The sequence below is a fragment of the Streptomyces sp. NRRL S-920 genome (assembly GCF_000717945.1).
Lineage (GTDB): Bacteria > Actinomycetota > Actinomycetes > Streptomycetales > Streptomycetaceae > Streptomyces > Streptomyces alboniger.
In genome coordinates this window covers 87,468-107,049 of sequence record NZ_JODF01000019.1, presented here as the reverse complement: position 1 = coordinate 107,049, position 19,582 = coordinate 87,468, and the positions used below count along the sequence as shown (strand labels likewise).

Genomic DNA, 19,582 nt, shown 5'->3' with positions numbered 1-19,582 from the left:
TCCGCGCCCTGGCCGAACAGCTCCTGGACGAGCTGGGGCCCGCCCCAGCGACAGCCCTCCCCGCCCCGGGGGCGACCCGCCCCGCCGCCGCCCCCGGCGACCTGCGCGAGCGCCTCCACGCCGCCTGGCTCGGCAGGGCCGCGGGGTGCCTGCTCGGCAAGCCGGTCGAGAAGCTGCCCCTCCACGGCATCCGCAGTCTCGCTCGGGCGACCGGGAACTGGCCGCTCACCACCTGGTTCACGGAGCGCGGCCTGCCGCCCGCGCTCAAGGCCGCGCACCCCTGGAACAAGCGCTCGGCGGCGACCTCCCTCGCCGAGAACATCGACGGCATGCCCGAGGACGACGACCTCAACTACCCCGTCCTGAACCTCCTCCTGCTCCAGCGTCACGGAAAGTCCTTCACCACCGCGGACGTGGCGAGGCTCTGGCTGGACGAGCTGCCCGCGGGCCGCACCTTCACCGCCGAACGCGTCGCGTACCGCAACCTCCTCCAGGGCATCGAGCCCCCGCACACCGCCACCCACCGCAACCCCTTCCGTGAGTGGATCGGCGCCCTGATCCGCGCCGACATCCACGGCTGGACCAACCCCGGCGCCCCCGGAGCGGCCGCCGAACAGGCCTGCCGGGACGCGGCGCTGACCCATACGGCGGACGGCGTCCACGGCGCGATGTTCGCGGCCGCCACGATCGCCGAGGCGGCGACCGCGGACGCGGACATCCACCGCTGCCTGCGCGCCGGGCTGGCCACCGTCCCACCGGACTCCCCACTGGCCCGGGCCATCCGCGACGGCATCCGACTCGCCGCGCGGACACGGGACTTCGACGAGGTCGTGGACCGTCTGCACGCCGCCTTCACCACCCACCACTGGGTGCACGTCGTCCCCAACGCCGCCCTCCTCGCCGCCGCCCTCACCCACGCCGACGGCGACTTCACCGGCTCCATCACCCGCGCCGTCTCGGGCGGTTGGGACACCGACTCGAACGGCGCGACCGCCGGTTCGATCGCGGGCCTGCTGGCGGGCCGCCCGGACGCGCTCCCCGCCCGCTGGACGGCGCCGCTCAAGAACCGGCTCGCCACGTCCGTGGGCGACTTCGACGGCATCGGCTTCGACACCCTCGCAGAACTCACCGCCCGGGAGGCACACCGCTCATGACCCCGACGCCCCACATCGCCGTACTCGGCAGCGCCAACATGGACCTCGTCGCGTACGTCACCAGGGCCCCGCGGCGCGGTGAGACCGTGACGGGCCGCGAGTTCCGTACGATCCCCGGCGGCAAGGGCGCCAACCAGGCCGTCGCGGCCGCCCGCGCGGGCGCCACCGTCTCGATGATCGGCGCGGTCGGCACCGACGTGTTCGGCGCGCGGCTGCGCTCCACCCTCGAACACTCCGGCGTCGACACGGATCTGCTGCGCACCGTCGAGACCCCGACCGGCACCGCGCATATCGTCGTCGACGACGAGGGCGGCAACTCGATCGTCGTCGTCCCCGGCGCCAACGGCACCGTGAAGGGCCTCACCCCCGGCGACGAGGCCCTGATCGCCTCCGCCAACGCCCTGCTGCTCCAGCTGGAGATCCCGGTCAAGGGGGCCCTCACCGCGGCCAGGGCCGCCCGCCGCCACGGCGTCCGCACGGTCCTCACCCCCGCCCCCGCGCAGGAGCTGCCCGAGGAACTCCTCGCCGCCACCGACCTGTTGCTGCCCAACGAACACGAGGCGGCCACCCTCACCGGCATCGCGGACGACCCGCGCGCCGCCGCCCGCTCGCTCCTCTCCCAGGTCCCCGAGGTCGTCATCACCCTCGGCTCGCGGGGCAGCCTGTACGCGGCACGCGGCGCCGAACCGGTCATGGTCCCCGCCCCCCGGGTCACCGCGGTCGACACGACCGGAGCGGGCGACACGTTCGCCGGGACCCTCGCGGTGGCGCTCGCCGAGGGCAGGCCCGTGCCGGACGCCCTCACCTGGGCGTCCTCGGCGGCCGCGCTCTCCGTCCAGCGCCCGGGGGCGTCGGCCTCCATGCCGTACCGCAAAGAGATCGACGCCCGCGCGGCCGACGCGGCCACGACGAACGGCGCCCCGGCATGACCCGGCCGCCCGTGACCCAGCCGCCCGTGACCCGGTCGCCCCTCACCGGCCTGCGCGTCCTGGACCTGGCCACCCTCTTCGCCGGTCCCCTCGCCGCCACGATGCTCGGCGACTTCGGCGCGGAGGTCATCAAGGTCGAGCACCCCGGCCGCCCGGACCCCTCCCGCGGCCACGGCCCGTCGAAGGACGGCGTCGGTCTGTGGTGGAAGCTGCTCGGCCGCAACAAGCGCACGATGACGCTGGACCTGTCCACGCCCGGCGGCCGTGACACGCTGCTGCGCCTGGCCGCCACCGCCGATGTGATCGTGGAGAACTTCCGCCCCGGCACCCTGGAGAAGTGGGAGCTGGGCTGGGCGGAGCTGAGCGAGGCCAACCCCCGCCTGGTCCTGACCCGGGTCACGGGCTTCGGACAGTTCGGCCCCTACGCCCGCCGCCCCGGCTTCGGCACGCTCGCCGAGGCGATGAGCGGCTTCGCCGCGATCACCGGCGACCCCGAAGGGCCCCCGACGCTTCCCCCCTTCGGCCTCGCCGACTCGATCGCGGGGCTGGCGACGGCGTACGCGGTGATGACGGCCCTCGCGGCCCGCGACCGCACCGGCCGCGGCCAGGTGGTCGACATGGCGATCATCGAGCCGATTCTCACCGTCCTCGGCCCCCAGCCCCTCTGGTACGACCAGCTGGGCCACGTCCAGCCCCGCACCGGCAACCGCTCCACGAACAACGCGCCCCGCAACACCTACCGCACCGCCGACGGCCGCTGGGTCGCCGTCTCCACCTCGGCCCAGTCCATCGCGGAACGCCTGATGCGGCTGGTCGGCCGCCCGGAGCTGATCGCCGAGCCGTGGTTCGCCTCGGGCGCCGACCGGGCCCGGCACGCCGACGTCCTCGACGAGGCGGTCGGCGGCTGGATCGCCCGCCACACCCGCGCGGAGGTGATCGAGGCCTTCGAGAAGGCGGAGGCGGCGGTCGCTCCCGTCCAGGACGTACGGGACGTCATGACGGACCCTCAGTACGCGGCCCTGTCCACGCTCACCACGGTCGACGACCCGGAACTGGGCCCGCTGCGCATGCAGAACGTACTCTTCCGGCTCTCCGAGACCCCCGGCGCGGTCCGCTGGGCCGGGCGCCCGCACGGCGCGGACACGGACGCGGTCCTGACCGAACTCGGCCTGACGGAAAGGGAGATCACCACCCTCCGCAAGGAAGGCGCCCTGTGACCACGTCCCTCCCCCTGACCTGGCTCTACGTCCCCGGTGACCGGCCCGATGTGGTGGGCAAGGCCCTGCGCGCGGGGGCCGACGCGGTGATCGTCGACCTGGAGGACGCGGTCGCCCCCGACCGCAAGGAGTACGCGAGATCGGCGACGGCGGACCTCCTCCGCGGCCCCGAGCCGCCCCCCGTCCCCGTACACGTCCGCGTGAACGCCCTGGCCAGCCCCCTCGGCGACGCCGACCTCCGCGCGATCGCGCCGCTCCCCGGCGTGGCGGGGCTGCGCCTGCCCAAGGTCGCCTCCCGCGCCGACGTCATCCGCGTCGCGGAGCGCGCGGCCCCCGCCGACGGCGGCTCCCCCACCCTGCACGCCCTCGTCGAATCGGCTCTCGGCCTGGAACACGCCTTCGCCATCGCCACCGCGCACCCGGCGCTGCGCGGCCTGTCCCTCGGCGAGGCGGACCTCCGCGCGGATCTCGGTGTGCGCGAGGACGCGGGCCTGGACTGGGCGCGCTCCCGCGTGGTGGTGGCCGCGCGGGCGGCGGGCCTCGCCCCGCCCAGCCAGTCGGTCCACCCGGACATCCGCGACCTCGAAGGCCTGGCGGCCTCCTGCGCCCGGGGCCGCGCCCTCGGCTTCCTCGGCCGCGCGGCGATCCACCCCCGTCAACTCCCGGTGATCGAACGGGCGTACCTCCCCACTCCCGAGGAGATCGAACAGGCGGAGGAGGTCACCAAGGCGGCGGCCACGGACGGCGGCGCCCTCGCCCTCCCGGACGGCCGCTTCGTGGACAGGGCGGTGGTGGAGGGCGCACAGCGGGTCCTGGCGTTGGCGCAACGCCTGCGCTAGCCCAAAGCGATGGGGCGCCGGATCCGTTCGATCCGGCGCCCCATCGGCGTACGAGCGAAGAGCCTCAGCTCTTCTTGGCCGACCCCTTGGTGAGCTTCACGGTGCCGTCGGCACCCTCGCCCTCGCCCTCGCCCTCGGCGGACGCGTCCTCGCCGGGGACGAGGGCCGCGGGCTCCACGACCTGTTCGCGCCCGGGGCGGGTCCTCGCCGAGATCACCAGGTAGACCACCGCGAGCACGAAGACCACGATCGCGGTCCACACGTTCAGCCGCAGGCCGAGGACGTGGTGCGCGTCGTCGACCCGCATGTACTCGATCCAGCCGCGCCCGGCGCAGTACGCGGCGACGTACAGGGCGAACGCCCGTCCGTGCCCGAGCTTGAAGCGGCGGTCGGCCCAGATGACGAGGAGGGCGACGCCGACGCACCACAGGGACTCGTACAGGAAGGTCGGGTGGTACGTGCCGGGGATCCGGCCGTCCTCCGCCGAGGTGATCTTCAGGGCCCAGGGGAGATCCGTGGGCTTGCCGTACAGCTCCTGGTTGAACCAGTTGCCCCAGCGGCCGATGGCCTGGGCGAGGGCGATGCCGGGGGCCAGCGCGTCGGCCCAGGCCGGCAGCGGGATGCCCCGACGGCGGCAGCCGATCCACGCGCCGACCGCGCCGAGCGCGATGGCGCCCCAGATGCCGAGGCCGCCCTCCCAGATCTTGAAGGCGTCGACCCAGTCACGGCCCTCGCTGAAGTACAGCTGGTAGTCCGTGATCACGTGGTAGAGACGCCCGCCGACGAGGCCGAACGGAACGGCCCACACGGCGATGTCCGCCACGGTGCCGGACTGGCCCCCGCGAGCGACCCACCGCTTGTTGCCGAGCCAGACGGCCACGAAGACGCCGATGATGATGCAGAACGCGTAGCCGCGCAGCGGAATGGGTCCGAGTTCGACCACACCGCGCGAGGGACTGGGAATGAAGGCAAGGTCCATGGCAGGTCTGACGCTACCGTGCCGGGCGGTGGCGTCGGCAACCAGCCCGGCTACGGGTCCGTAACGGGCCTCGGCGCCTCCGGAATCGGCGCGGCAGGCGTCAGCCCTTGTTGGCGTCCCGCACCATCTGGCGCAGCTTGGCCGGGGTGAGCGGGTTCTTCTGGTCGCCGAAGATGCTCTTGCCGTTCAGCAGGACGGTGGGCGTGCCCTGAAGCTTCGCGTCCTCGAACGCCTTGTGCGACTTGGTGACCCACTTGTCGTGCGTGCCGTCCTCGACGCACTTCTTGAAGGAGTCCGTGACGAGACCGTCGACCTGGCCGGCCAGGTCGATCAGCTTGTCGTTCTTACCGAAGGCGTCGTCCGTCTCGACGGGCTGGTTCTTGAACAGCACGTCGTGGTACGCGGGGAACTTGCCGGTGTCCTGGGCGCACGCCGCGGCGTTGGCCGCGCGCAGGGAGCCGCTGCCGCCCATGTTCCCGTCGATGAGGGTGGCCAGGTGGTACTCGACCTTGAGCTGGCCCTTGTCGGCGAGGTCGTGGATGGTCGAGCGGAACGCGTCCTCGAAGCCCTTGCAGGCCGGGCAGCGGAAGTCCTCCCAGATGGTGAGGGTCGACTTGGCGTCCGCCTTGCCGAGCGGGAGCGTCAGCTCGTCCTTGCCCGTCGCCCCCTTCGGGACGGCCAGCGGCCCCGATGTGTCCTTGGCGTCGTCGCCGGAATTGGCGGCGAGCAGCCCCACGACCGCGGCGAGGCCGAGGACGCCGACCACCGCGGCGGCGACGATCAGCGCACGGCGCTTCTTGTCGCGGGCCTTCTGCCGCTCTCGCTCTTCCGCCAGCCGCTCACGGGCCGATCGCTTTGCCTCTCGGTTCTTCTCACTCACACCCCGCCAACGAACCGGGGAGGCGCGAGCGCGCCTCCCCGGTCCAGGTCCACCCGTACGAGTTACGCCTTGCCGCGCACCCCGTCGGCGAGTTCGGCCGCGAGCGCGCGCACGGCGGCGAGCCCGGCGGCCGCGTCCGGGGCGTCCAGCATCCGCTGTACGAAGGCGGAGCCGACGATCACGCCGTCGGCGAAGCCCGCGACCTCGGCGGCCTGGCGGGCGTTGGAGACCCCGAGGCCGACGCAGACCGGCAGTTCGGTGGTGGCCTTGGTGCGCCGCACCAGGTCCTGCGCCTGCTCCCCCACGGACTCGCGGGTGCCGGTGACGCCCATCAGCGACGCCGCGTAGACGAAGCCTGAGCCCGCCGCCGTGATCGTGGCGAGCCGCTCGTCCTTGCTGCTCGGCGCGACGACGAAGACCGTGGCGAGGCCGTGCTTCTCGGCGTGCTCCCGCCACAGCGCGGACTCCTGCACGGGCAGGTCGGGCAGGATGCAGCCGGCGCCGCCCGCCTCGGCCAGCTCGGCGGTGAAGCGCTCCACGCCGTAGCGGTCGATCGGGTTCCAATACGTCATGACGAGCACCGGCCTGCCGGTCGCCTCGTGGGCCTCGCGGACCGTGCGCATCACGTCGCGGATCTTGAGGCCGCCGCGCAGCGCGATGTCGTCGGCGGTCTGGATGACCGGCCCGTCGAGCACCGGGTCGCTGTGCGGCAGACCGACCTCGACCACGTCGGCGCCGCCGTCGAAGGCGGCCTTGACGGCTTCGATGCCGCCGTCGACGGTGGGGAAACCGGCGGGCAGGTAGGCGATGAGCGCGGAGCGGCCCTCGGCCTTGGCGGCCGCCAGCGTGTCCTCCAGCAGCTGGATGTTGCCGCTCACTTGGCGTCCCCCTTGATCTCCGCGCCGGTGGCGGACGCGTCCGCTTCGACCGTGGCGTCCGTGTCGTACAGGCCGAAGTAGCGTGCGGCCGTGTCCATGTCCTTGTCGCCGCGCCCGGAGAGGTTGACGACGATCAGCCCGTCCTCGCCCAGCTCCTTGCCGATGTCGAGCGCCCCGGCGAGCGCGTGGGCGCTCTCGATGGCCGGGATGATGCCCTCGGTGCGGGAGAGGAGCCGCAGGGCCTGCATGGCGGCGTCGTCGGTGACCGCCCGGTACTCGCCGCGGCCGCTGTCCTTGAGATAGGCGTGCTCGGGGCCGATGCCGGGGTAGTCGAGCCCGGCGGAGATCGAGTAGGGCTCGGTGATCTGGCCCTCCTCGTCCTGGAGGACGTAACTGCGCGAGCCGTGCAGGATGCCCGGCTCGCCCGCGGTCAGCGTGGCCGCGTGCTCGCCCGTCTCGACGCCGTGTCCGGCGGGTTCGCAGCCGATGAGGCGTACGTCCCTGTCCGGGATGAAGGCGTGGAAGAGGCCGATGGCGTTGGAACCGCCGCCCACGCAGGCGACGGCGGCGTCGGGGAGGCGTCCGGCGCGCTCCAGGATCTGCCGCCTGGCCTCGACGCCGATGACGCGGTGGAAGTCGCGGACCATCGCGGGGAAGGGGTGCGGCCCGGCCACGGTCCCGAAGAGGTAGTGGGTGCGGTCCACATTGGCGACCCAGTCGCGGAACGCCTCGTTGATGGCGTCCTTCAGGGTGCGGCTGCCGGACTTCACGGCGATGACCTCGGCGCCGAGCATGCGCATGCGGGCCACGTTCAGGGCCTGGCGCTCGGTGTCGATCTCACCCATGTAGATGGTGCATTCGAGGCCGAAGAGCGCGCAGGCGGTGGCGGTGGCGACGCCGTGCTGGCCGGCGCCGGTCTCCGCGATGACGCGGGTCTTGCCCATGCGCTTGGTGAGCAGGGCCTGGCCGAGCACGTTGTTGATCTTGTGCGAGCCGGTGTGGTTCAGGTCCTCGCGCTTGAGGAAGACGCGGGCGCCGCCCGCGTGCTCGGCGAAGCGGGGCACCTCGGTGAGGCTGCTGGGCCTGCCCGTGTAGTGGACGAGCAGGTCGTCCAGTTCGGCGGCGAAGGCGGGGTCGCTCTTGGCCTTGTCGTACTCGACGGCTACCTCGTCGACGGCGGCCACGAGGGCCTCCGGGATGAACTTGCCGCCGAACGCGCCGAAGTAGCCTTCGGCGCTGGGGACTTGACCCTCGGGGTCCGGGATGAAGAACTGGCTGGGCATGCGGAACCTCGCTATGGCTGGCGTTGGTGTCTGACACGAGTACGCCCTGGCGCCGTAGCTGGTACGGGTCCTTGCGCGACCGCGGCCCGTCCTGGGCTTGTCGCGCAGTTCCCCGCGCCCCTTTCAGGGGCGCTCAGCTCGCGGCGTCCAAAGCGCCGCGTCGCCATCGCATGCCGGGGATCTGGCCCGGCTCCGAGCCGATGTGGTACCGCACCCGCCTGCCCCGCACGCGCCGCGCGGGAGCCCGGCAGCCGCGGGGGCGGCAGCCGGGTGCGAGGCGGGCGGAGAGGGACATCGGGAGGGGTCAGCTCCGTCCGTGGCGCAGGGCCGGGTGCGCGCCCGCGGCGACCAGGTCGGAGACCGCGGCCTTCGGGTCGCGGCCGGTGACCAGGGACTCGCCCACGAGCACCGCGTCGGCGCCCGCGTTGGCGTACGCGATCAGGTCGTGCGGGCCGCGCACACCGGACTCGGCGATCTTGACGACGCTGTCCGGCAGCTCGGGGGCGATCCGCTCGAAGACGGTGCGGTCGACCTTGAGGGTCTTGAGGTCACGGGCGTTGACGCCGACCACGCGGGCGCCCGCGTCCACGGCGCGCTCCGCCTCCTCCTCGTCGTGCACCTCGACGATCGGCGTGAGGCCGATCGACTGGGCGCGCTCGATGAGGGACTCCAGGGCGGGCTGGTCCAGGGCGGCCACGATCAGCAGCGCGAGGTCGGCGCCGTACGCCCGGGCCTCCCACAGCTGGTACGAGGTGACGATGAAGTCCTTGCGGAGCACCGGGATGTCGACCTTGGCGCGGACGGCCTCCAGGTCGGCGAGCGAGCCGCCGAAGCGGCGCTCCTCGGTGAGCACGGAGATGACGGCGGCGCCGCCCGCCTCGTAGTCGGCGGCGAGCCCGGCGGGGTCGGCGATCGCGGCGAGGGCGCCCTTGGAGGGGCTGGAGCGCTTGACCTCGCAGATGACCTTGACGCCGTCGCCGCGCAGGGCGGCCGCGCCGTCCTTGGCCGCGGGGGCCTTGGCCGCGCGTTCCTTCAGCTCGTCGAGGCTGACGCGCGCCTGCCGCTCCGCGAGGTCGGCACGGACTCCGTCGATGATCTCGTCGAGCACACTCACGCGAGCGGTCCCCTTCCCTGACGGTTGAAGCTGACGTTCAAGCTGGTCACTGCGATGGTATCCGCAGGAGGGCGAAGGCCCCGCATCCGGTTGACGCCCGTCCCACGACCTGGACATTCACCACCCGTGCGGCCCGCGCGCTCACGGATGCAGCCATGACCCGAACGGCAGATTGCGTACGAGCGTGAAGACCGCGACCAGGACGCCGACGCCCCACAGCTGCGCGGCGCCCAACGCGACGCGCAGCGGCCGCCCGCGCACCGCCTTGATCACCCAGACGGCCCACACCACCGCGAAGAGGCCGTATCCGAGGACGGCGAGCGCGTTGGCGCCGAGGGCCGCGGCGAGGTCGCCGTGGACGAAGGCGTGGGCGCTGCGCAGCCCGCCGCAGCCGGGGCAGTAGACGCCGGTGAGGCGCAGGAGCGGGCAGACGGGGTAGTGGCCCGGTTCGTTGGGGTCGACCGCGCCGACGTAGGCGAAGGCGCCCGCGACGGAGGCGAGCAGGCCGGCCGGCACGAGGAGGCGGCCCAGGACGGCGGGCGCGCCCTTCCGGGCGGCTTCGGCGCTCCTGGTGTCGGCGGTTTCGGCGGTCACCCGTGCATTCTGCCTCGCGAGGAGGTCCGGCGCCCGGTGGGCGCACGCGGGAAGAGGCGGCCCCGGCTGCTGCCGGACCGCCTCTTCCCGTACTTCCCGTACCGCGTGTCGTACGGCGAGGGTCAGCTCTCGGAGCGGATCTCCCGCTGCGGGCGCTTCTCCGCGCCGAGGCCCATGGCGCGCATCACGCCGCCCACGAGGCCGCCGACCACGACGAGGGCCATGCCGGCCCAGAAGCCGGGCACGTTGGCCATCACCATGAAGGCACCCGCGACGCAGAAACCGATGAAGGCGATGATGACACCGGTCCAGGCGGCCGGGGTGTGTCCGTGGCTGCTGCCCGCCATGACTTGCTCCTCGTTGCTGTATGCGTGGTAGTCGGTGGGAGGCCCACCGCGAGTCGTGCGCTCGCTGTCATTGTCCCGTACCGGCGAGTCAGCTCCGAGCGCGGGGTCACGCTTCGCGCGTCGGGTCCTCGCCGCGGTCGAGAGCCTTCCACAGTTCCTCGGGCCGTTCCGGGTCCGGGGCGCGGCGGGCCCTGCGGGGGGCGGGCGAGCCGTCGCGTTCGTAACGCCCCGACATGGCGGGCCACGAGCGGCCGTAGGTGAGGGCGAGGAGTCCCGCGAGCAGGAGCAGTACGCCCGCGGCCGCCGCGGCGTAGGGCCAGCCGGTGTGGCTGAGGTCGCCGATGGTGGCGGCGGCGTCGCCGGACGCGGTGGCCGCCTTCTCGTCGAGGGCGGCGCTGTCGCCCGCGCCGAGCAGGGCCGCGGCCACGGTGCCCGCGCCGCTGGCCATGAGCAGCAGGGAGACCAGGGCGCGTCCGGTGCGGCGGACGGCGAACACCGCGACGAGGGCGGCGAGGCCCACTATCGCGAGAGCGGCGGGCACGCCCGTGACGTCGCTGCCCTTGACGGTCAGCGGCAGCTCGCCACCGGCCACCGACGCGGTCCCGTGGGCCCAGGCCTGGCGGGAGGCGAGCAGGGCGAGGGCCGCGCCGACGGCACCGAGCAGCAGCGCGGCGGCGATGCTGCGCCTGCTGCCGCGCTGTTCCCTGCTCTCAGAGGGTCCGGAGGGTCCGGGGGTCTCGGCCGGCGTGTCGGTACGGGGCGGTGGTACTGCGGAAGTCACTTGTCCACTATCCCTCACGGCGCGTGGGGGCGTGCAGGCGGTTGGCGGTGTGGATGGCGCGCAGCACGGCGGCGGCCTTGTTGCGGCACTCGGTGTCCTCGGCGACGGGGTCGGAGTCGGCGACGACACCCGCCCCGGCCTGGACGTATGCCGTGCCGTCGCGCAGCAGGGCGGTGCGGATGGCGATGGCGGTGTCGGAGTCCCCCGCGAAGTCGAGGTAGCCGACGCAGCCGCCGTACAGCCCGCGCCGGGACGGCTCCAGCTCGTCGATGATCTGCATCGCGCGCGGCTTGGGTGCGCCGGAGAGGGTGCCCGCGGGGAAGCAGGCGGTGAGCACGTCGAAGGCGGTGCGGCCGCGGGCGACCTGTCCGGTGACCGTGGAGACGATGTGCATGACGTGGGAGTACTTCTCGATGGACATGAAGTCCACGACCTCGACGGAGCCGGGCTCGCAGACCCGGCCGAGGTCGTTGCGGCCGAGGTCGACGAGCATGAGGTGCTCGGCGCGCTCCTTGGGGTCGGCGAGGAGTTCCTCGGCGAGGGCGTGGTCCTCCTGTGGGGTGGCGCCGCGGTGCCGGGTGCCGGCGATGGGGTGGACCATGGCGCGCCCGTCCTCGACCTTGACGAGCGCTTCGGGGCTGGAGCCGACGACGTCGAACCCGTCGAGGCGGAAGAGGTACATGTACGGCGACGGGTTGGTGGCCCGCAGTACGCGGTAGACGTCCAACGCGCTTGCCGTGCACGGCGTTTCGAAGCGCTGGGACGGCACGACCTGGAAGGCCTCGCCGTCCCGGATGCGCTCCTTGATGTCGTCGACGGCGTCCTGGTACTGCTCGCCGCCCCACAGCGCGGTGTACTCCGGAAGCTCGGAGGGCGGGAGCGCGGCCGGGGGCTGGGCGACGGGGCGCGAGAGGTCGGCCTCCATGGCGTCGAGCCGGGCGATCGCGTCGGCGTACGCCTCGTCGACGCCGGTGTCGAGGTCGTTGTGGTTGATCGCGTTGGCGATCAGCAGGACCGAGCCGTCCCAGTGGTCGAGGACGGCGAGGTCGCTGGTGAGGAGCATGGTCAGCTCGGGGAGCCTCAGGTCGTCCCGCTCCCCCGGGCCGATCTTCTCCAGGCGGCGCACGATGTCGTAGCCGAGGTAGCCGACCATGCCGCCGGTGAAGGGCGGGAGCTGGCCTGCCAGGTCGCGCGGGGTGTGCAGTATGCCGACGGTGGCGCGCAGCGCGGCGAGCGGGTCGCCCGCGGTGGGGACGCCGACGGGCGGGGTGCCGAGCCAGTGGGCCTCGCCGCCCTTGACGGTGAGGGTGGCGGCGCTGCGGACGCCGACGAAGGAGTAGCGGGACCAGGTGCGGCCGTTCTCCGCCGACTCCAGGAGGAAGGTGCCGGGGCGCTCGGCGGCGAGCTTGCGGTAGAGGCCGACGGGGGTGTCGCCGTCCGCGAGGAGCTTGCGGCTGACGGGGATCACTCGGCGGTCGGTCGCGAGCTTGCGGAAGGTCTCCAGGTCCATGGCAGCAGACCCTACTGACCGGGCGCCGGGGCGCCGGACAAGGGCAGCACGTCGGAGTCGAAGCAGGTGCGGGTGCCGGTGTGGCAGGCGGCGCCGACCTGGTCGACCTGGACGAGGACGGTGTCGGCGTCGCAGTCCAGGGCCACTTCCTTGACGTGCTGGACGTGTCCTGAGGTGTCGCCCTTGACCCAGTACTCCTGGCGGCTGCGGGACCAGTAGGTGCAGCGGCCCGTGGTGAGGGTGCGGTGCAGCGCCTCGTCGTCCATCCAGCCGAGCATCAGCACCTCACCGGTGTCGTACTGCTGGGCGATGGCGGGAAGGAGGCCGTCGGCGCTGCGCTTGAGGCGCGCGGCGATCTCCGGGTCGAGGCCGCTGCTGGGGCCGCTGCTGGGCGGGGGAACGCTGGTCATGGGCCCATTGTGCCGCGCGGCCGCGGACGGTCCGGCGCACGTCCACTGTCCGGACGGGGGCGAGGGTCGTAGGCTTGCCGGTATGTCGACCCATGCGAAGCGTGAACGACTTCTCCTCGCCGACCTGTTGGAGGCGGAGGGGCCCGAGGCCCCCACCCTCTGCGAGGGCTGGAAGACCCGCGATCTCGCGGCCCACGTGGTGGTGCGCGAGCGCCGCGCGGACGCGGCGGGCGGGCTCCTGATCAAGCAGCTCGCGGGCCGTCTGGAGCGGGTGCAGGCCGAGTTCGCCGCGAAGCCGTACGAGGAACTGATCCAGCTGATCAGGACGGGACCGCCGCGTTTCTCGCCCTTCAGCCTCAAGCAGATCGACGAGGCCTCGAACGCCGTGGAGTTCTACATCCACACCGAGGACGTGCGCCGCGCGCGCCCCGGCTGGACCCCGCGCGACCTCGACCCGGTCTTCTCGGACGCCCTGTGGTCCCGGCTGGAGCGGACGGCCCGGCTGGTGGGCCGCAAGGCTCCGGTCGGGCTGGTGCTGCGGCGCCCGGACGGCCAGACGGCGGTGGCGCACCGGGGCACGCCGGTGGTGACGGTGACGGGCGAGCCGTCCGAGCTGCTGATGTTCGCCTTCGGCAGGCAGGACGTCGCCGACGTGGCCCTGGACGGCGACAAGGGCGCGATCGCCACCCTCCACGAGACGAAGCAGCTGGGGCTCTAGCCTCGCGTCCTTCGGCGTCGCCCGCCGCGTGCGCGGCGGGCGGTGCCGAGGGGAAGCCGCCTAGGGCCTGTCCGGCGGATCATGCCGCGGGCCGCGGGGTCTGGCACGCCGATCTGCGCAGAAGGGTGACCGCCACCCAAGTACGGCCTGATCCGCCGGACAGGCCCTAGCGCACCGGATGTCCCGCTTCCCGCAGCGTCTCCTTCACCTCGCCGATCCGCAGATCGCCGAAGTGGAAGACCGAGGCCGCGAGGACCGCGTCCGCGCCCGCCTCGATCGCCGGGGGGAAGTGCTCCAGCCGGCCCGCTCCGCCCGAGGCGATGACGGGGACGGTGACGTGCTTGCGTACGGCCTCGATCATCTCCAGGTCATAGCCGTCCTTGGTGCCGTCGGCGTCCATCGAGTTGAGCAGGATCTCGCCCGCGCCCAGCTCGGCGGCCCGGTGCGCCCATTCGACGGCGTCGATCCCGGCGGACTTCCGGCCGCCGTGGGTCGTCACCTCGAAGGAGCCGGCGGCCGTACGCCGGGCGTCGACCGAGAGCACCAGCACCTGGCGTCCGAAGCGCTCGGCGATCTCGCGGATCAGGTCGGGGCGGGCGATCGCGGCGGTGTTCACGCCGACCTTGTCCGCGCCCGCGCGAAGGAGCTTGTCGACGTCCTCGGCGGTGCGCACGCCGCCGCCGACCGTGAGCGGGATGAAGACCTGCTCGGCGGTGCGGCGGACCACGTCGTACGTCGTCTCGCGGTTGCCGGACGAGGCGGTGATGTCCAGGAAGGTCAGCTCGTCGGCGCCCTCGGCGTCGTACACCTTGGCCATCTCGACGGGGTCGCCCGCGTCGCGCAGGTTCTGGAAGTTGACGCCCTTGACGACACGGCCGTTGTCCACGTCGAGGCAGGGAATGACCCTGACTGCCAGCGTCATGCGGGGGCTCCTCGGAAGGCTTCCAGTTCCACTTCGACCAGGATGCGCGAGTCGACGAAGCCGGACACGACCACCATGGTCATCACCGGGCGCACGGTGTCGAAGACCTCCTTGTGCGCGCGGCCCACCGCGTCGACGTCCCGCGCGTGGGTGATGAGGAGGCGTACGGCGGTCACGGACTCGGGGCCGAGCCCGAACTGGCCGATCGCCTCCAGCGCGTTGGCGATGGCGACCTGCGTCTGCTCGTAGGGGTCGCCCTCCCCGTAGAGGATGTCCCCCTTGAAGGAGGTGGTGCCGCCGACCACGACCCGGTCGCCGGCCTCGACCGCGCGGGCGAAGCCGAAGGCCTCCTCCCAGGGGCTCCCGCTCTGCACGCGCCGCACGCCGCTCATGACGACGCCACCGCGGCGAGCGCCTCTTCGAGCGTGAACGCCTTCGCGTACAGCGCCTTGCCGACGATCGCGCCCTCGACACCCAGCGGGACGAGTTCGGAGATCGCGCGCAGGTCGTCCAGCGACGAGACACCGCCGGAGGCGACCACCGGGCGGTCCGTGGCCGCGCACACGTCGCGCAGCAGCTCCAGGTTGGGGCCCTGGAGCGTGCCGTCCTTGGCGATGTCCGTGACGACATAGCGCGCGCAGCCCTCGGAGTCGAGGCGCGCGAGCGTCTCGTAGAGGTCGCCGCCGTCGCGGGTCCAGCCGCGGCCGCGCAGCGTCGTACCGCGTACGTCGAGGCCGACCGCGATCCTGTCGCCGTGCTCGGCGATGACCTTGGCGACCCACTCGGGGGTCTCCAGGGCGGCGGTGCCGAGGTTGACGCGGGTGCAGCCGGTGGCGAGGGCGGCGGCCAGCGAGGCGTCGTCGCGGATGCCGCCGGACAGCTCGACCTTGATGTCCATGGCCCCCGCGACCTCAGAGATCAGCTCGCGGTTGTCGCCGGTGCCGAAGGCGGCGTCCAGGTCGACCAGGTGGAGCCACTCGGCGCCCGACCGCTGCCAGGCGAGGGCGGCCTCCAGCGGGGAGCCGTAGGAGGTCTCCGAGCCGGACTCGCCGTGGACGAGGCGTACGGCCTGGCCGTCGCGGACGTCGACGGCGGGAAGGAGTTCGAGGGTGCTCACAGGGTTCCGATCCAGTTGGTGAGGAGCTGGGCGCCGGCGTCGCCGGACTTCTCGGGGTGGAACTGGGTGGCGCACAGGGCGCCGTTCTCGACGGCCGCCACGAAGGGCTCGCCGTGCGTGGACCAGGTGACGTGCGGGGCGCGCATCGCCGGGTTCGCGACTTCGAGGGACCAGTGGTGCACCGCGTAGGAGTGCACGAAGTAGAAGCGGGCGTCGTCCTCCAGCTCCTTGAACAGCGTGGACCCGGCCGACGCCTGGACGGTGTTCCAGCCCATGTGCGGGACGATCTCGGCCTTCAGCGGCTCGACCGTGCCGGGCCACTCGTCCAGGCCCTCGGTCTCCACGCCGTGCTCGATGCCGCGTGCGAAGAGGATCTGCATGCCCACGCAGATGCCCATGACCGGGCGGCCCCCGGAGAGGCGGCGCCCGATGATCCAGTCGCCGCGCGCTTCCTTGAGGCCCTTCATGCAGGCGGCGAACGCGCCGACGCCGGGCACGAGGAGGCCGTCGGCGTTCATGGCCTTGTCGTAGTCGCGCGTTATCTCCACGTCGGCGCCCGCGCGGGCGAGGGCGCGCTCGGCGGAGCGGACGTTGCCGAAGCCGTAGTCGAAGACGACGACCTTCTTGGACGTGCTCATGTGTCGTACGCCTCCCGTCAGTTCCAGTAGTCGAGCCGCAGGATGCCCGCCGCCAGACACATCACGGCGGCGATCGACAGCAGCGTGATCAGGCCCTTGGGCATCCCCTGCTTGACGAAGGAGATGATGCCGCCGATCAGGAAGAGACCGACGACGATGAGGATGGTGTTGAGGCCGGTCATCGGTTACAGCGCGCCCTTCGTGGAGGGAAGGATCCCGGCGGCGCGCGGGTCGCGCTCGGAGGCGTACCGCAGGGCGCGGGCCAGAGCCTTGAACTGGCACTCCACGATGTGGTGGGCGTTGCGGCCGTACGGCACGTGGACGTGCAGCGCGATCTGCGCCTGGGCGACGAAGGACTCCAGGATGTGCCGGGTCATCGTCGTGTCGTACTCGCCGATCATCGGCGCCATCTTCTCGGGCTCGGTGTGCACGAGGTAGGGGCGGCCGCTCAGGTCGACCGTCACCTGGGCCAGCGACTCGTCCAGCGGGACCGTGCAGTTGCCGAAGCGGTAGATGCCCACCTTGTCGCCGAGGGCCTGCTTGAAGGCGGCGCCGAGCGCGAGCGCGGTGTCCTCGATGGTGTGGTGGGAGTCGATGTGCAGGTCGCCCTCTGTCTTGACCGTGAGGTCGAACAGGCCGTGGCGGCCGAGCTGGTCGAGCATGTGGTCGTAGAAGCCGACCCCGGTCGACACGTCGACCTTACCGGTGCCGTCGAGGTCGATCTCGACGACGACCGACGTCTCCTTGGTGGTCCGTTCGACCCGTCCTACGCGGCTCATGCGCCGTGCTCCTTCTTGAGTTCGCGTACCGCATCGAGGAACGCGTCGTTTTCGGCCGGGGTTCCCGCGGTGACCCGCAGCCATCCCGGTACGCCGTTGTCCCGGACCAGGACGCCCCGGTCGAGGATCTTCCGCCACACCTCATGAGCGGCCCCTTCGCCTTCGAAGCGCCCGAACTGCACGAAGTTGGCGTCGGAGTCCGTCACCTCGTAGCCCATGGCGCGCAGCTCGGCGACGAGCCGGTCGCGCTCCGCCTTGAGCTGCTCGACGTATCCCAGGAGCGTGTCCGTGTGCTCCAGGGCCGCGAGCGCGGTGGCCTGGGTGACGGCCGACAGGTGGTACGGCAGGCGCACCAGCTGTACGGCGTCGACGACCGCCGGGTGGGCGGCGAGGTAGCCGAGGCGCAGACCGGCCGCGCCGAACGCCTTCGACATGGTCCGCGAGACGACGAGGTGGGGCCGCCCCTCGATCAGGGGGAGCAGGGAGTCGCCGTGGCTGAACTCCACGTACGCCTCGTCCACCACCACGATGGACGGCTTCGCGGCCTGTGCGGCCTCGTACAGCGCGAGGACCGTCTCGGCCGGAACGGTGTTGCCCGTGGGGTTGTTGGGCGTGGTGATGAAGACGACGTCCGGCCGGTGCTCGGCGATGGCCTTCGTGGCCGCCTCGGCGTCGATCGTGAAGTCGTCGTGGCGCGGTCCCGGGATCCAGTCCGTGCCGGTGCCGCGCGCGATCAGGCCGTGCATCGAGTACGACGGTTCGAAGCCGATGGCCGTCCTGCCGGGCCCGCCGAAGGTCTGGAGGAGCTGCTGGATGACCTCGTTGGAGCCGTTGGCCGCCCAGACGTTGGCGAGCGTGACCTCGTGGCCGCCGGTGCGGGTGAGGTAGCGCGCCAGCTCGGTGCGCAGCTCGATCGCGTCCCGGTCGGGGTAGCGGTTGAGGTCGCGGGCGGCCTCGCGGACCCGCTCCGCGATGCGCTCGACGAGCGGCTCGGGGAGCGGGTAGGGGTTCTCGTTGGTGTTCAGGCGTACGGGTACGTCGAGCTGGGGCGCGCCGTAGGGGGACTTGCCGCGCAGCTCGTCGCGGACGGGGAGGTCGTCGATGCCGATGCGTACGTCGCTCACTGGCCCGGCACCTCCCATCCGAACCTGGACTTGATCGCGGCGCCGTGCGCCGGCAGGTCCTCCGCCTCGGCGAGCGTCACCACGTGGTGGGCGACGTCCGCGAGGGCCTCGCGGGTGTAGTCGACGATGTGGATGCCGCGCAGGAACGACTGGACGGACAGCCCCGAGGAGTGGCAGGCGCAGCCGCCGGTCGGCAGGACGTGGTTGGAGCCCGCGCAGTAGTCGCCGAGGGAGACGGGCGCCCAGGGACCGACGAAGATCGCGCCCGCGTTCTTGACGCGGTCCGCGAGGGCGGCGGCGTCGGCGGTCTGGATCTCCAGGTGCTCGGCGCCGTACGCGTCGACGACCCGCAGGCCCTCCGCCAGGCCGTCGACCAGGACGATCGCGGACTGGCGGCCGCTCAGCGCCGGGACGATCCGGTCCTCGACGTGCTTGGTCGCGGCGACCTGCGGTGCCAGCTCCTTCTCGACCGCGTCCGCGAGCGCCACGGAGTCCGTGACGAGGACCGCGGCCGCGAGCGGGTCGTGCTCGGCCTGGCTGATCAGGTCGGACGCGACGTGCGCCGGGTCGGCGGTGTCGTCGGCGAGGACCGCGATCTCGGTCGGGCCCGCCTCGGTGTCGATGCCGATGCGTCCGGTGAAGTACCGCTTGGCGGCGGCGACCCAGATGTTGCCAGGCCCCGTGACCATGTTCGCGGGGGCGCAGGTCTCGGTGCCGTAGGCGAACATCGCGACGGCCTGGGCGCCGCCGACCGCGTACACCTCGTCGATGCCCAGCAGCGCGCAGGCGGCGAGGATCGTCGGGTGCGGGAGGCCGCCGAAGTCGGCCTGCGGCGGGGACGCGAGCGCCATCGACGCGACGCCCGCCTCCTGCGCCGGGACCGCGTTCATGATCACGGAGGAGGGGTAGACGGACCGGCCGCCCGGGGCGTAGAGCCCGACGCGCTCGACCGGGACCCACTTCTCGGTGACCTTGCCGCCGGGGGCGACCTGGACGGTGTGCGGGGCGCGGCGCTGCTCGCGGTGGACGGTGCGGGCGCGGCGGATCGACTCCTCCAGCGCCTCGCGTACGACGGGGTCGAGACCGGCCAGGGCCTCCTTGAGGGCGGACGCGGGTACCCGGACCTGGTCGAGCCGCACTCCGTCGAATTTCTCCGCGTACTCGATCAGCGCCTCGTCGCCGCGATGATGCACGTCTTCGCAGATGGGACGCACCTTCTCCAGGGCGGCCGCGACGTCGAAGTCGGCACGGGGCAGCAGGGCGCGCAGGGCGGGGCCCTCGGGGAGGGCGTCGCCGCGCAGATCGATTCGAGAGATCACATGGCCAATTCTCTCAGACCTTCTTTCGACCCCGGTCGCCCGTATCACTG

General features: G+C 72.7%; 24 protein-coding genes. 5 read left to right on the top strand and 19 right to left on the bottom strand.

Features of this window, described 5'->3' with window-relative positions; translation table 11 throughout:
- The 4 genes from IG54_RS0116770 to IG54_RS0116755 all read left to right on the top strand — a co-directional run.
- On the top strand, positions 1–1,154 hold a 1,154-nt coding region (locus tag IG54_RS0116770; protein WP_051819552.1), incomplete at its 5' end, for an ADP-ribosylglycohydrolase family protein.
- Positions 1,151–2,083 carry a ribokinase gene (gene rbsK / locus IG54_RS0116765; protein ID WP_030784011.1) on the top strand — a complete coding sequence of 311 codons (933 nt, stop codon included), beginning with the start codon at positions 1,151–1,153 and terminating at the stop codon, positions 2,081–2,083. The genes IG54_RS0116770 and rbsK, both read left to right, overlap by 4 nt.
- Positions 2,080–3,300 (top strand): CaiB/BaiF CoA transferase family protein, encoded by a 1,221-nt coding sequence (locus IG54_RS0116760; protein ID WP_030784008.1) that lies wholly within the window; start codon positions 2,080–2,082, stop codon positions 3,298–3,300. The genes rbsK and IG54_RS0116760 overlap by 4 nt, the downstream gene beginning before the upstream one ends.
- Positions 3,297–4,139, top strand: a complete 843-nt coding sequence (locus IG54_RS0116755; protein ID WP_030784005.1) for an HpcH/HpaI aldolase/citrate lyase family protein — start codon at positions 3,297–3,299, stop codon at positions 4,137–4,139. The genes IG54_RS0116760 and IG54_RS0116755 overlap by 4 nt, the downstream gene beginning before the upstream one ends.
- 64 nt (positions 4,140–4,203) lie before the next feature.
- Here the strand turns inward: IG54_RS0116755 and lgt are convergent, their stop codons facing one another.
- The 11 genes from lgt to hisI form a co-directional block, all read right to left on the bottom strand.
- Positions 4,204–5,118 (bottom strand): prolipoprotein diacylglyceryl transferase, encoded by a 915-nt coding sequence (gene lgt / locus IG54_RS0116750; protein ID WP_051819551.1) that lies wholly within the window; start codon positions 5,116–5,118, stop codon positions 4,204–4,206.
- A 100-nt stretch (positions 5,119–5,218) separates the two neighbouring features.
- Positions 5,219–5,998 carry a DsbA family protein gene (locus IG54_RS0116745; RefSeq protein WP_030783999.1) on the bottom strand — a complete coding sequence of 260 codons (780 nt, stop codon included), beginning with the start codon at positions 5,996–5,998 and terminating at the stop codon, positions 5,219–5,221.
- Positions 5,999–6,060: 62 nt separating this feature from the next.
- Positions 6,061–6,876, bottom strand: coding sequence for a tryptophan synthase subunit alpha (trpA, locus tag IG54_RS0116740; protein ID WP_030783995.1), 816 nt, complete (start codon positions 6,874–6,876; stop codon positions 6,061–6,063).
- The gene (trpB, locus tag IG54_RS0116735; RefSeq protein ID WP_030783990.1) at positions 6,873–8,159 is read right to left on the bottom strand and encodes a tryptophan synthase subunit beta; all 1,287 of its coding nucleotides are present in this window, start codon (positions 8,157–8,159) and stop codon (positions 6,873–6,875) included. The genes trpA and trpB overlap by 4 nt, the downstream gene beginning before the upstream one ends.
- Before the next feature lie 133 nt (positions 8,160–8,292).
- Positions 8,293–8,454, bottom strand: coding sequence for a tryptophan biosynthesis modulator TrpM (trpM, locus tag IG54_RS43785; protein WP_420712259.1), 162 nt, complete (start codon positions 8,452–8,454; stop codon positions 8,293–8,295).
- A gap of 9 nt (positions 8,455–8,463) precedes the next feature.
- Positions 8,464–9,273, bottom strand: coding sequence for an indole-3-glycerol phosphate synthase TrpC (trpC, locus tag IG54_RS0116730; RefSeq protein ID WP_030783987.1), 810 nt, complete (start codon positions 9,271–9,273; stop codon positions 8,464–8,466).
- Between the two features lie 141 nt (positions 9,274–9,414).
- On the bottom strand, positions 9,415–9,867 hold the full coding sequence (locus tag IG54_RS0116725; RefSeq protein WP_030783985.1) for a DUF2752 domain-containing protein: 453 nt from the start codon (positions 9,865–9,867) through the stop codon (positions 9,415–9,417).
- 122 nt (positions 9,868–9,989) lie between these two features.
- Positions 9,990–10,214, bottom strand: a complete 225-nt coding sequence (locus IG54_RS0116720) for an HGxxPAAW family protein (protein WP_030783982.1) — start codon at positions 10,212–10,214, stop codon at positions 9,990–9,992.
- A gap of 106 nt (positions 10,215–10,320) precedes the next feature.
- Entirely contained in the window at positions 10,321–10,995 is a 675-nt protein-coding gene (locus tag IG54_RS0116715) for a TIGR02234 family membrane protein (protein WP_030783979.1), read from the bottom strand.
- A 7-nt stretch (positions 10,996–11,002) separates the two neighbouring features.
- Positions 11,003–12,505: an anthranilate synthase component I gene (locus IG54_RS0116710; protein ID WP_030783974.1), complete on the bottom strand. Its 1,503-nt coding sequence runs from the start codon at positions 12,503–12,505 to the stop codon at positions 11,003–11,005.
- Positions 12,506–12,516: 11 nt separating this feature from the next.
- Entirely contained in the window at positions 12,517–12,915 is a 399-nt protein-coding gene (hisI, locus tag IG54_RS0116705) for a phosphoribosyl-AMP cyclohydrolase (RefSeq protein WP_030783971.1), read from the bottom strand.
- 82 nt (positions 12,916–12,997) lie between these two features.
- Here hisI and IG54_RS0116700 point away from each other — a divergent pair, with 82 nt between their 5' ends.
- Positions 12,998–13,633: a TIGR03085 family metal-binding protein gene (locus tag IG54_RS0116700; RefSeq protein ID WP_030783969.1), complete on the top strand. Its 636-nt coding sequence runs from the start codon at positions 12,998–13,000 to the stop codon at positions 13,631–13,633.
- Between the two features lie 166 nt (positions 13,634–13,799).
- On the opposite strand, the gene hisF is transcribed toward IG54_RS0116700, so the two are convergent.
- The 8 genes from hisF to hisD are packed head-to-tail and all read right to left on the bottom strand — an operon-like array spanning position 13,800 to position 19,532.
- Positions 13,800–14,555: an imidazole glycerol phosphate synthase subunit HisF gene (gene hisF / locus IG54_RS0116695; protein ID WP_030783967.1), complete on the bottom strand. Its 756-nt coding sequence runs from the start codon at positions 14,553–14,555 to the stop codon at positions 13,800–13,802.
- Positions 14,552–14,947, bottom strand: a complete 396-nt coding sequence (locus tag IG54_RS0116690; RefSeq protein WP_030783964.1) for a Rid family hydrolase — start codon at positions 14,945–14,947, stop codon at positions 14,552–14,554. The genes hisF and IG54_RS0116690 overlap by 4 nt, the downstream gene beginning before the upstream one ends.
- On the bottom strand, positions 14,944–15,672 hold the full coding sequence (priA, locus tag IG54_RS0116685) for a bifunctional 1-(5-phosphoribosyl)-5-((5-phosphoribosylamino)methylideneamino)imidazole-4-carboxamide isomerase/phosphoribosylanthranilate isomerase PriA (protein WP_030783961.1): 729 nt from the start codon (positions 15,670–15,672) through the stop codon (positions 14,944–14,946). Before priA ends, IG54_RS0116690 begins: the two co-directional genes overlap by 4 nt.
- Positions 15,669–16,310 (bottom strand): imidazole glycerol phosphate synthase subunit HisH, encoded by a 642-nt coding sequence (hisH, locus tag IG54_RS0116680; RefSeq protein WP_030783959.1) that lies wholly within the window; start codon positions 16,308–16,310, stop codon positions 15,669–15,671. Before hisH ends, priA begins: the two co-directional genes overlap by 4 nt.
- Before the next feature lie 17 nt (positions 16,311–16,327).
- The gene (locus IG54_RS42530; protein ID WP_030783958.1) at positions 16,328–16,492 is read right to left on the bottom strand and encodes a hypothetical protein; all 165 of its coding nucleotides are present in this window, start codon (positions 16,490–16,492) and stop codon (positions 16,328–16,330) included.
- A 3-nt stretch (positions 16,493–16,495) separates the two neighbouring features.
- Positions 16,496–17,089 carry an imidazoleglycerol-phosphate dehydratase HisB gene (gene hisB / locus IG54_RS0116670; protein ID WP_030783956.1) on the bottom strand — a complete coding sequence of 198 codons (594 nt, stop codon included), beginning with the start codon at positions 17,087–17,089 and terminating at the stop codon, positions 16,496–16,498.
- Complete coding sequence (locus tag IG54_RS0116665; protein WP_030783954.1) at positions 17,086–18,213, bottom strand: histidinol-phosphate transaminase; 1,128 nt, start codon at positions 18,211–18,213, stop codon at positions 17,086–17,088. Before IG54_RS0116665 ends, hisB begins: the two co-directional genes overlap by 4 nt.
- Positions 18,210–19,532: a histidinol dehydrogenase gene (hisD, locus tag IG54_RS0116660; RefSeq protein WP_030783953.1), complete on the bottom strand. Its 1,323-nt coding sequence runs from the start codon at positions 19,530–19,532 to the stop codon at positions 18,210–18,212. The genes IG54_RS0116665 and hisD overlap by 4 nt, the downstream gene beginning before the upstream one ends.
- Between the last annotated feature and the right edge of the window lie 50 nt (positions 19,533–19,582).

What these genes read in the sequence shown, in the direction of transcription:
- IG54_RS42530 (WP_030783958.1), bottom strand. Translation starts at nt 16,492, where the DNA reads ATGACCGGCCTCAACACCATCCTCATCGTCGTCGGTCTCTTCCTGATC.
- rbsK (WP_030784011.1), top strand. Translation starts at nt 1,151, where the DNA reads ATGACCCCGACGCCCCACATCGCCGTACTCGGCAGCGCCAACATGGAC.
- IG54_RS0116690 (WP_030783964.1), bottom strand. Translation starts at nt 14,947, where the DNA reads ATGAGCGGCGTGCGGCGCGTGCAGAGCGGGAGCCCCTGGGAGGAGGCC.
- hisH (WP_030783959.1), bottom strand. Translation starts at nt 16,310, where the DNA reads ATGAGCACGTCCAAGAAGGTCGTCGTCTTCGACTACGGCTTCGGCAAC.
- lgt (WP_051819551.1), bottom strand. Translation starts at nt 5,118, where the DNA reads ATGGACCTTGCCTTCATTCCCAGTCCCTCGCGCGGTGTGGTCGAACTC.
- IG54_RS0116720 (WP_030783982.1), bottom strand. Translation starts at nt 10,214, where the DNA reads ATGGCGGGCAGCAGCCACGGACACACCCCGGCCGCCTGGACCGGTGTC.
- hisF (WP_030783967.1), bottom strand. Translation starts at nt 14,555, where the DNA reads ATGACGCTGGCAGTCAGGGTCATTCCCTGCCTCGACGTGGACAACGGC.
- hisB (WP_030783956.1), bottom strand. Translation starts at nt 17,089, where the DNA reads ATGAGCCGCGTAGGACGGGTCGAACGGACCACCAAGGAGACGTCGGTC.
- hisI (WP_030783971.1), bottom strand. Translation starts at nt 12,915, where the DNA reads ATGACCAGCGTTCCCCCGCCCAGCAGCGGCCCCAGCAGCGGCCTCGAC.
- IG54_RS0116710 (WP_030783974.1), bottom strand. Translation starts at nt 12,505, where the DNA reads ATGGACCTGGAGACCTTCCGCAAGCTCGCGACCGACCGCCGAGTGATC.
- trpB (WP_030783990.1), bottom strand. Translation starts at nt 8,159, where the DNA reads ATGCCCAGCCAGTTCTTCATCCCGGACCCCGAGGGTCAAGTCCCCAGC.
- IG54_RS0116760 (WP_030784008.1), top strand. Translation starts at nt 2,080, where the DNA reads ATGACCCGGCCGCCCGTGACCCAGCCGCCCGTGACCCGGTCGCCCCTC.
- trpM (WP_420712259.1), bottom strand. Translation starts at nt 8,454, where the DNA reads ATGTCCCTCTCCGCCCGCCTCGCACCCGGCTGCCGCCCCCGCGGCTGC.
- IG54_RS0116700 (WP_030783969.1), top strand. Translation starts at nt 12,998, where the DNA reads ATGTCGACCCATGCGAAGCGTGAACGACTTCTCCTCGCCGACCTGTTG.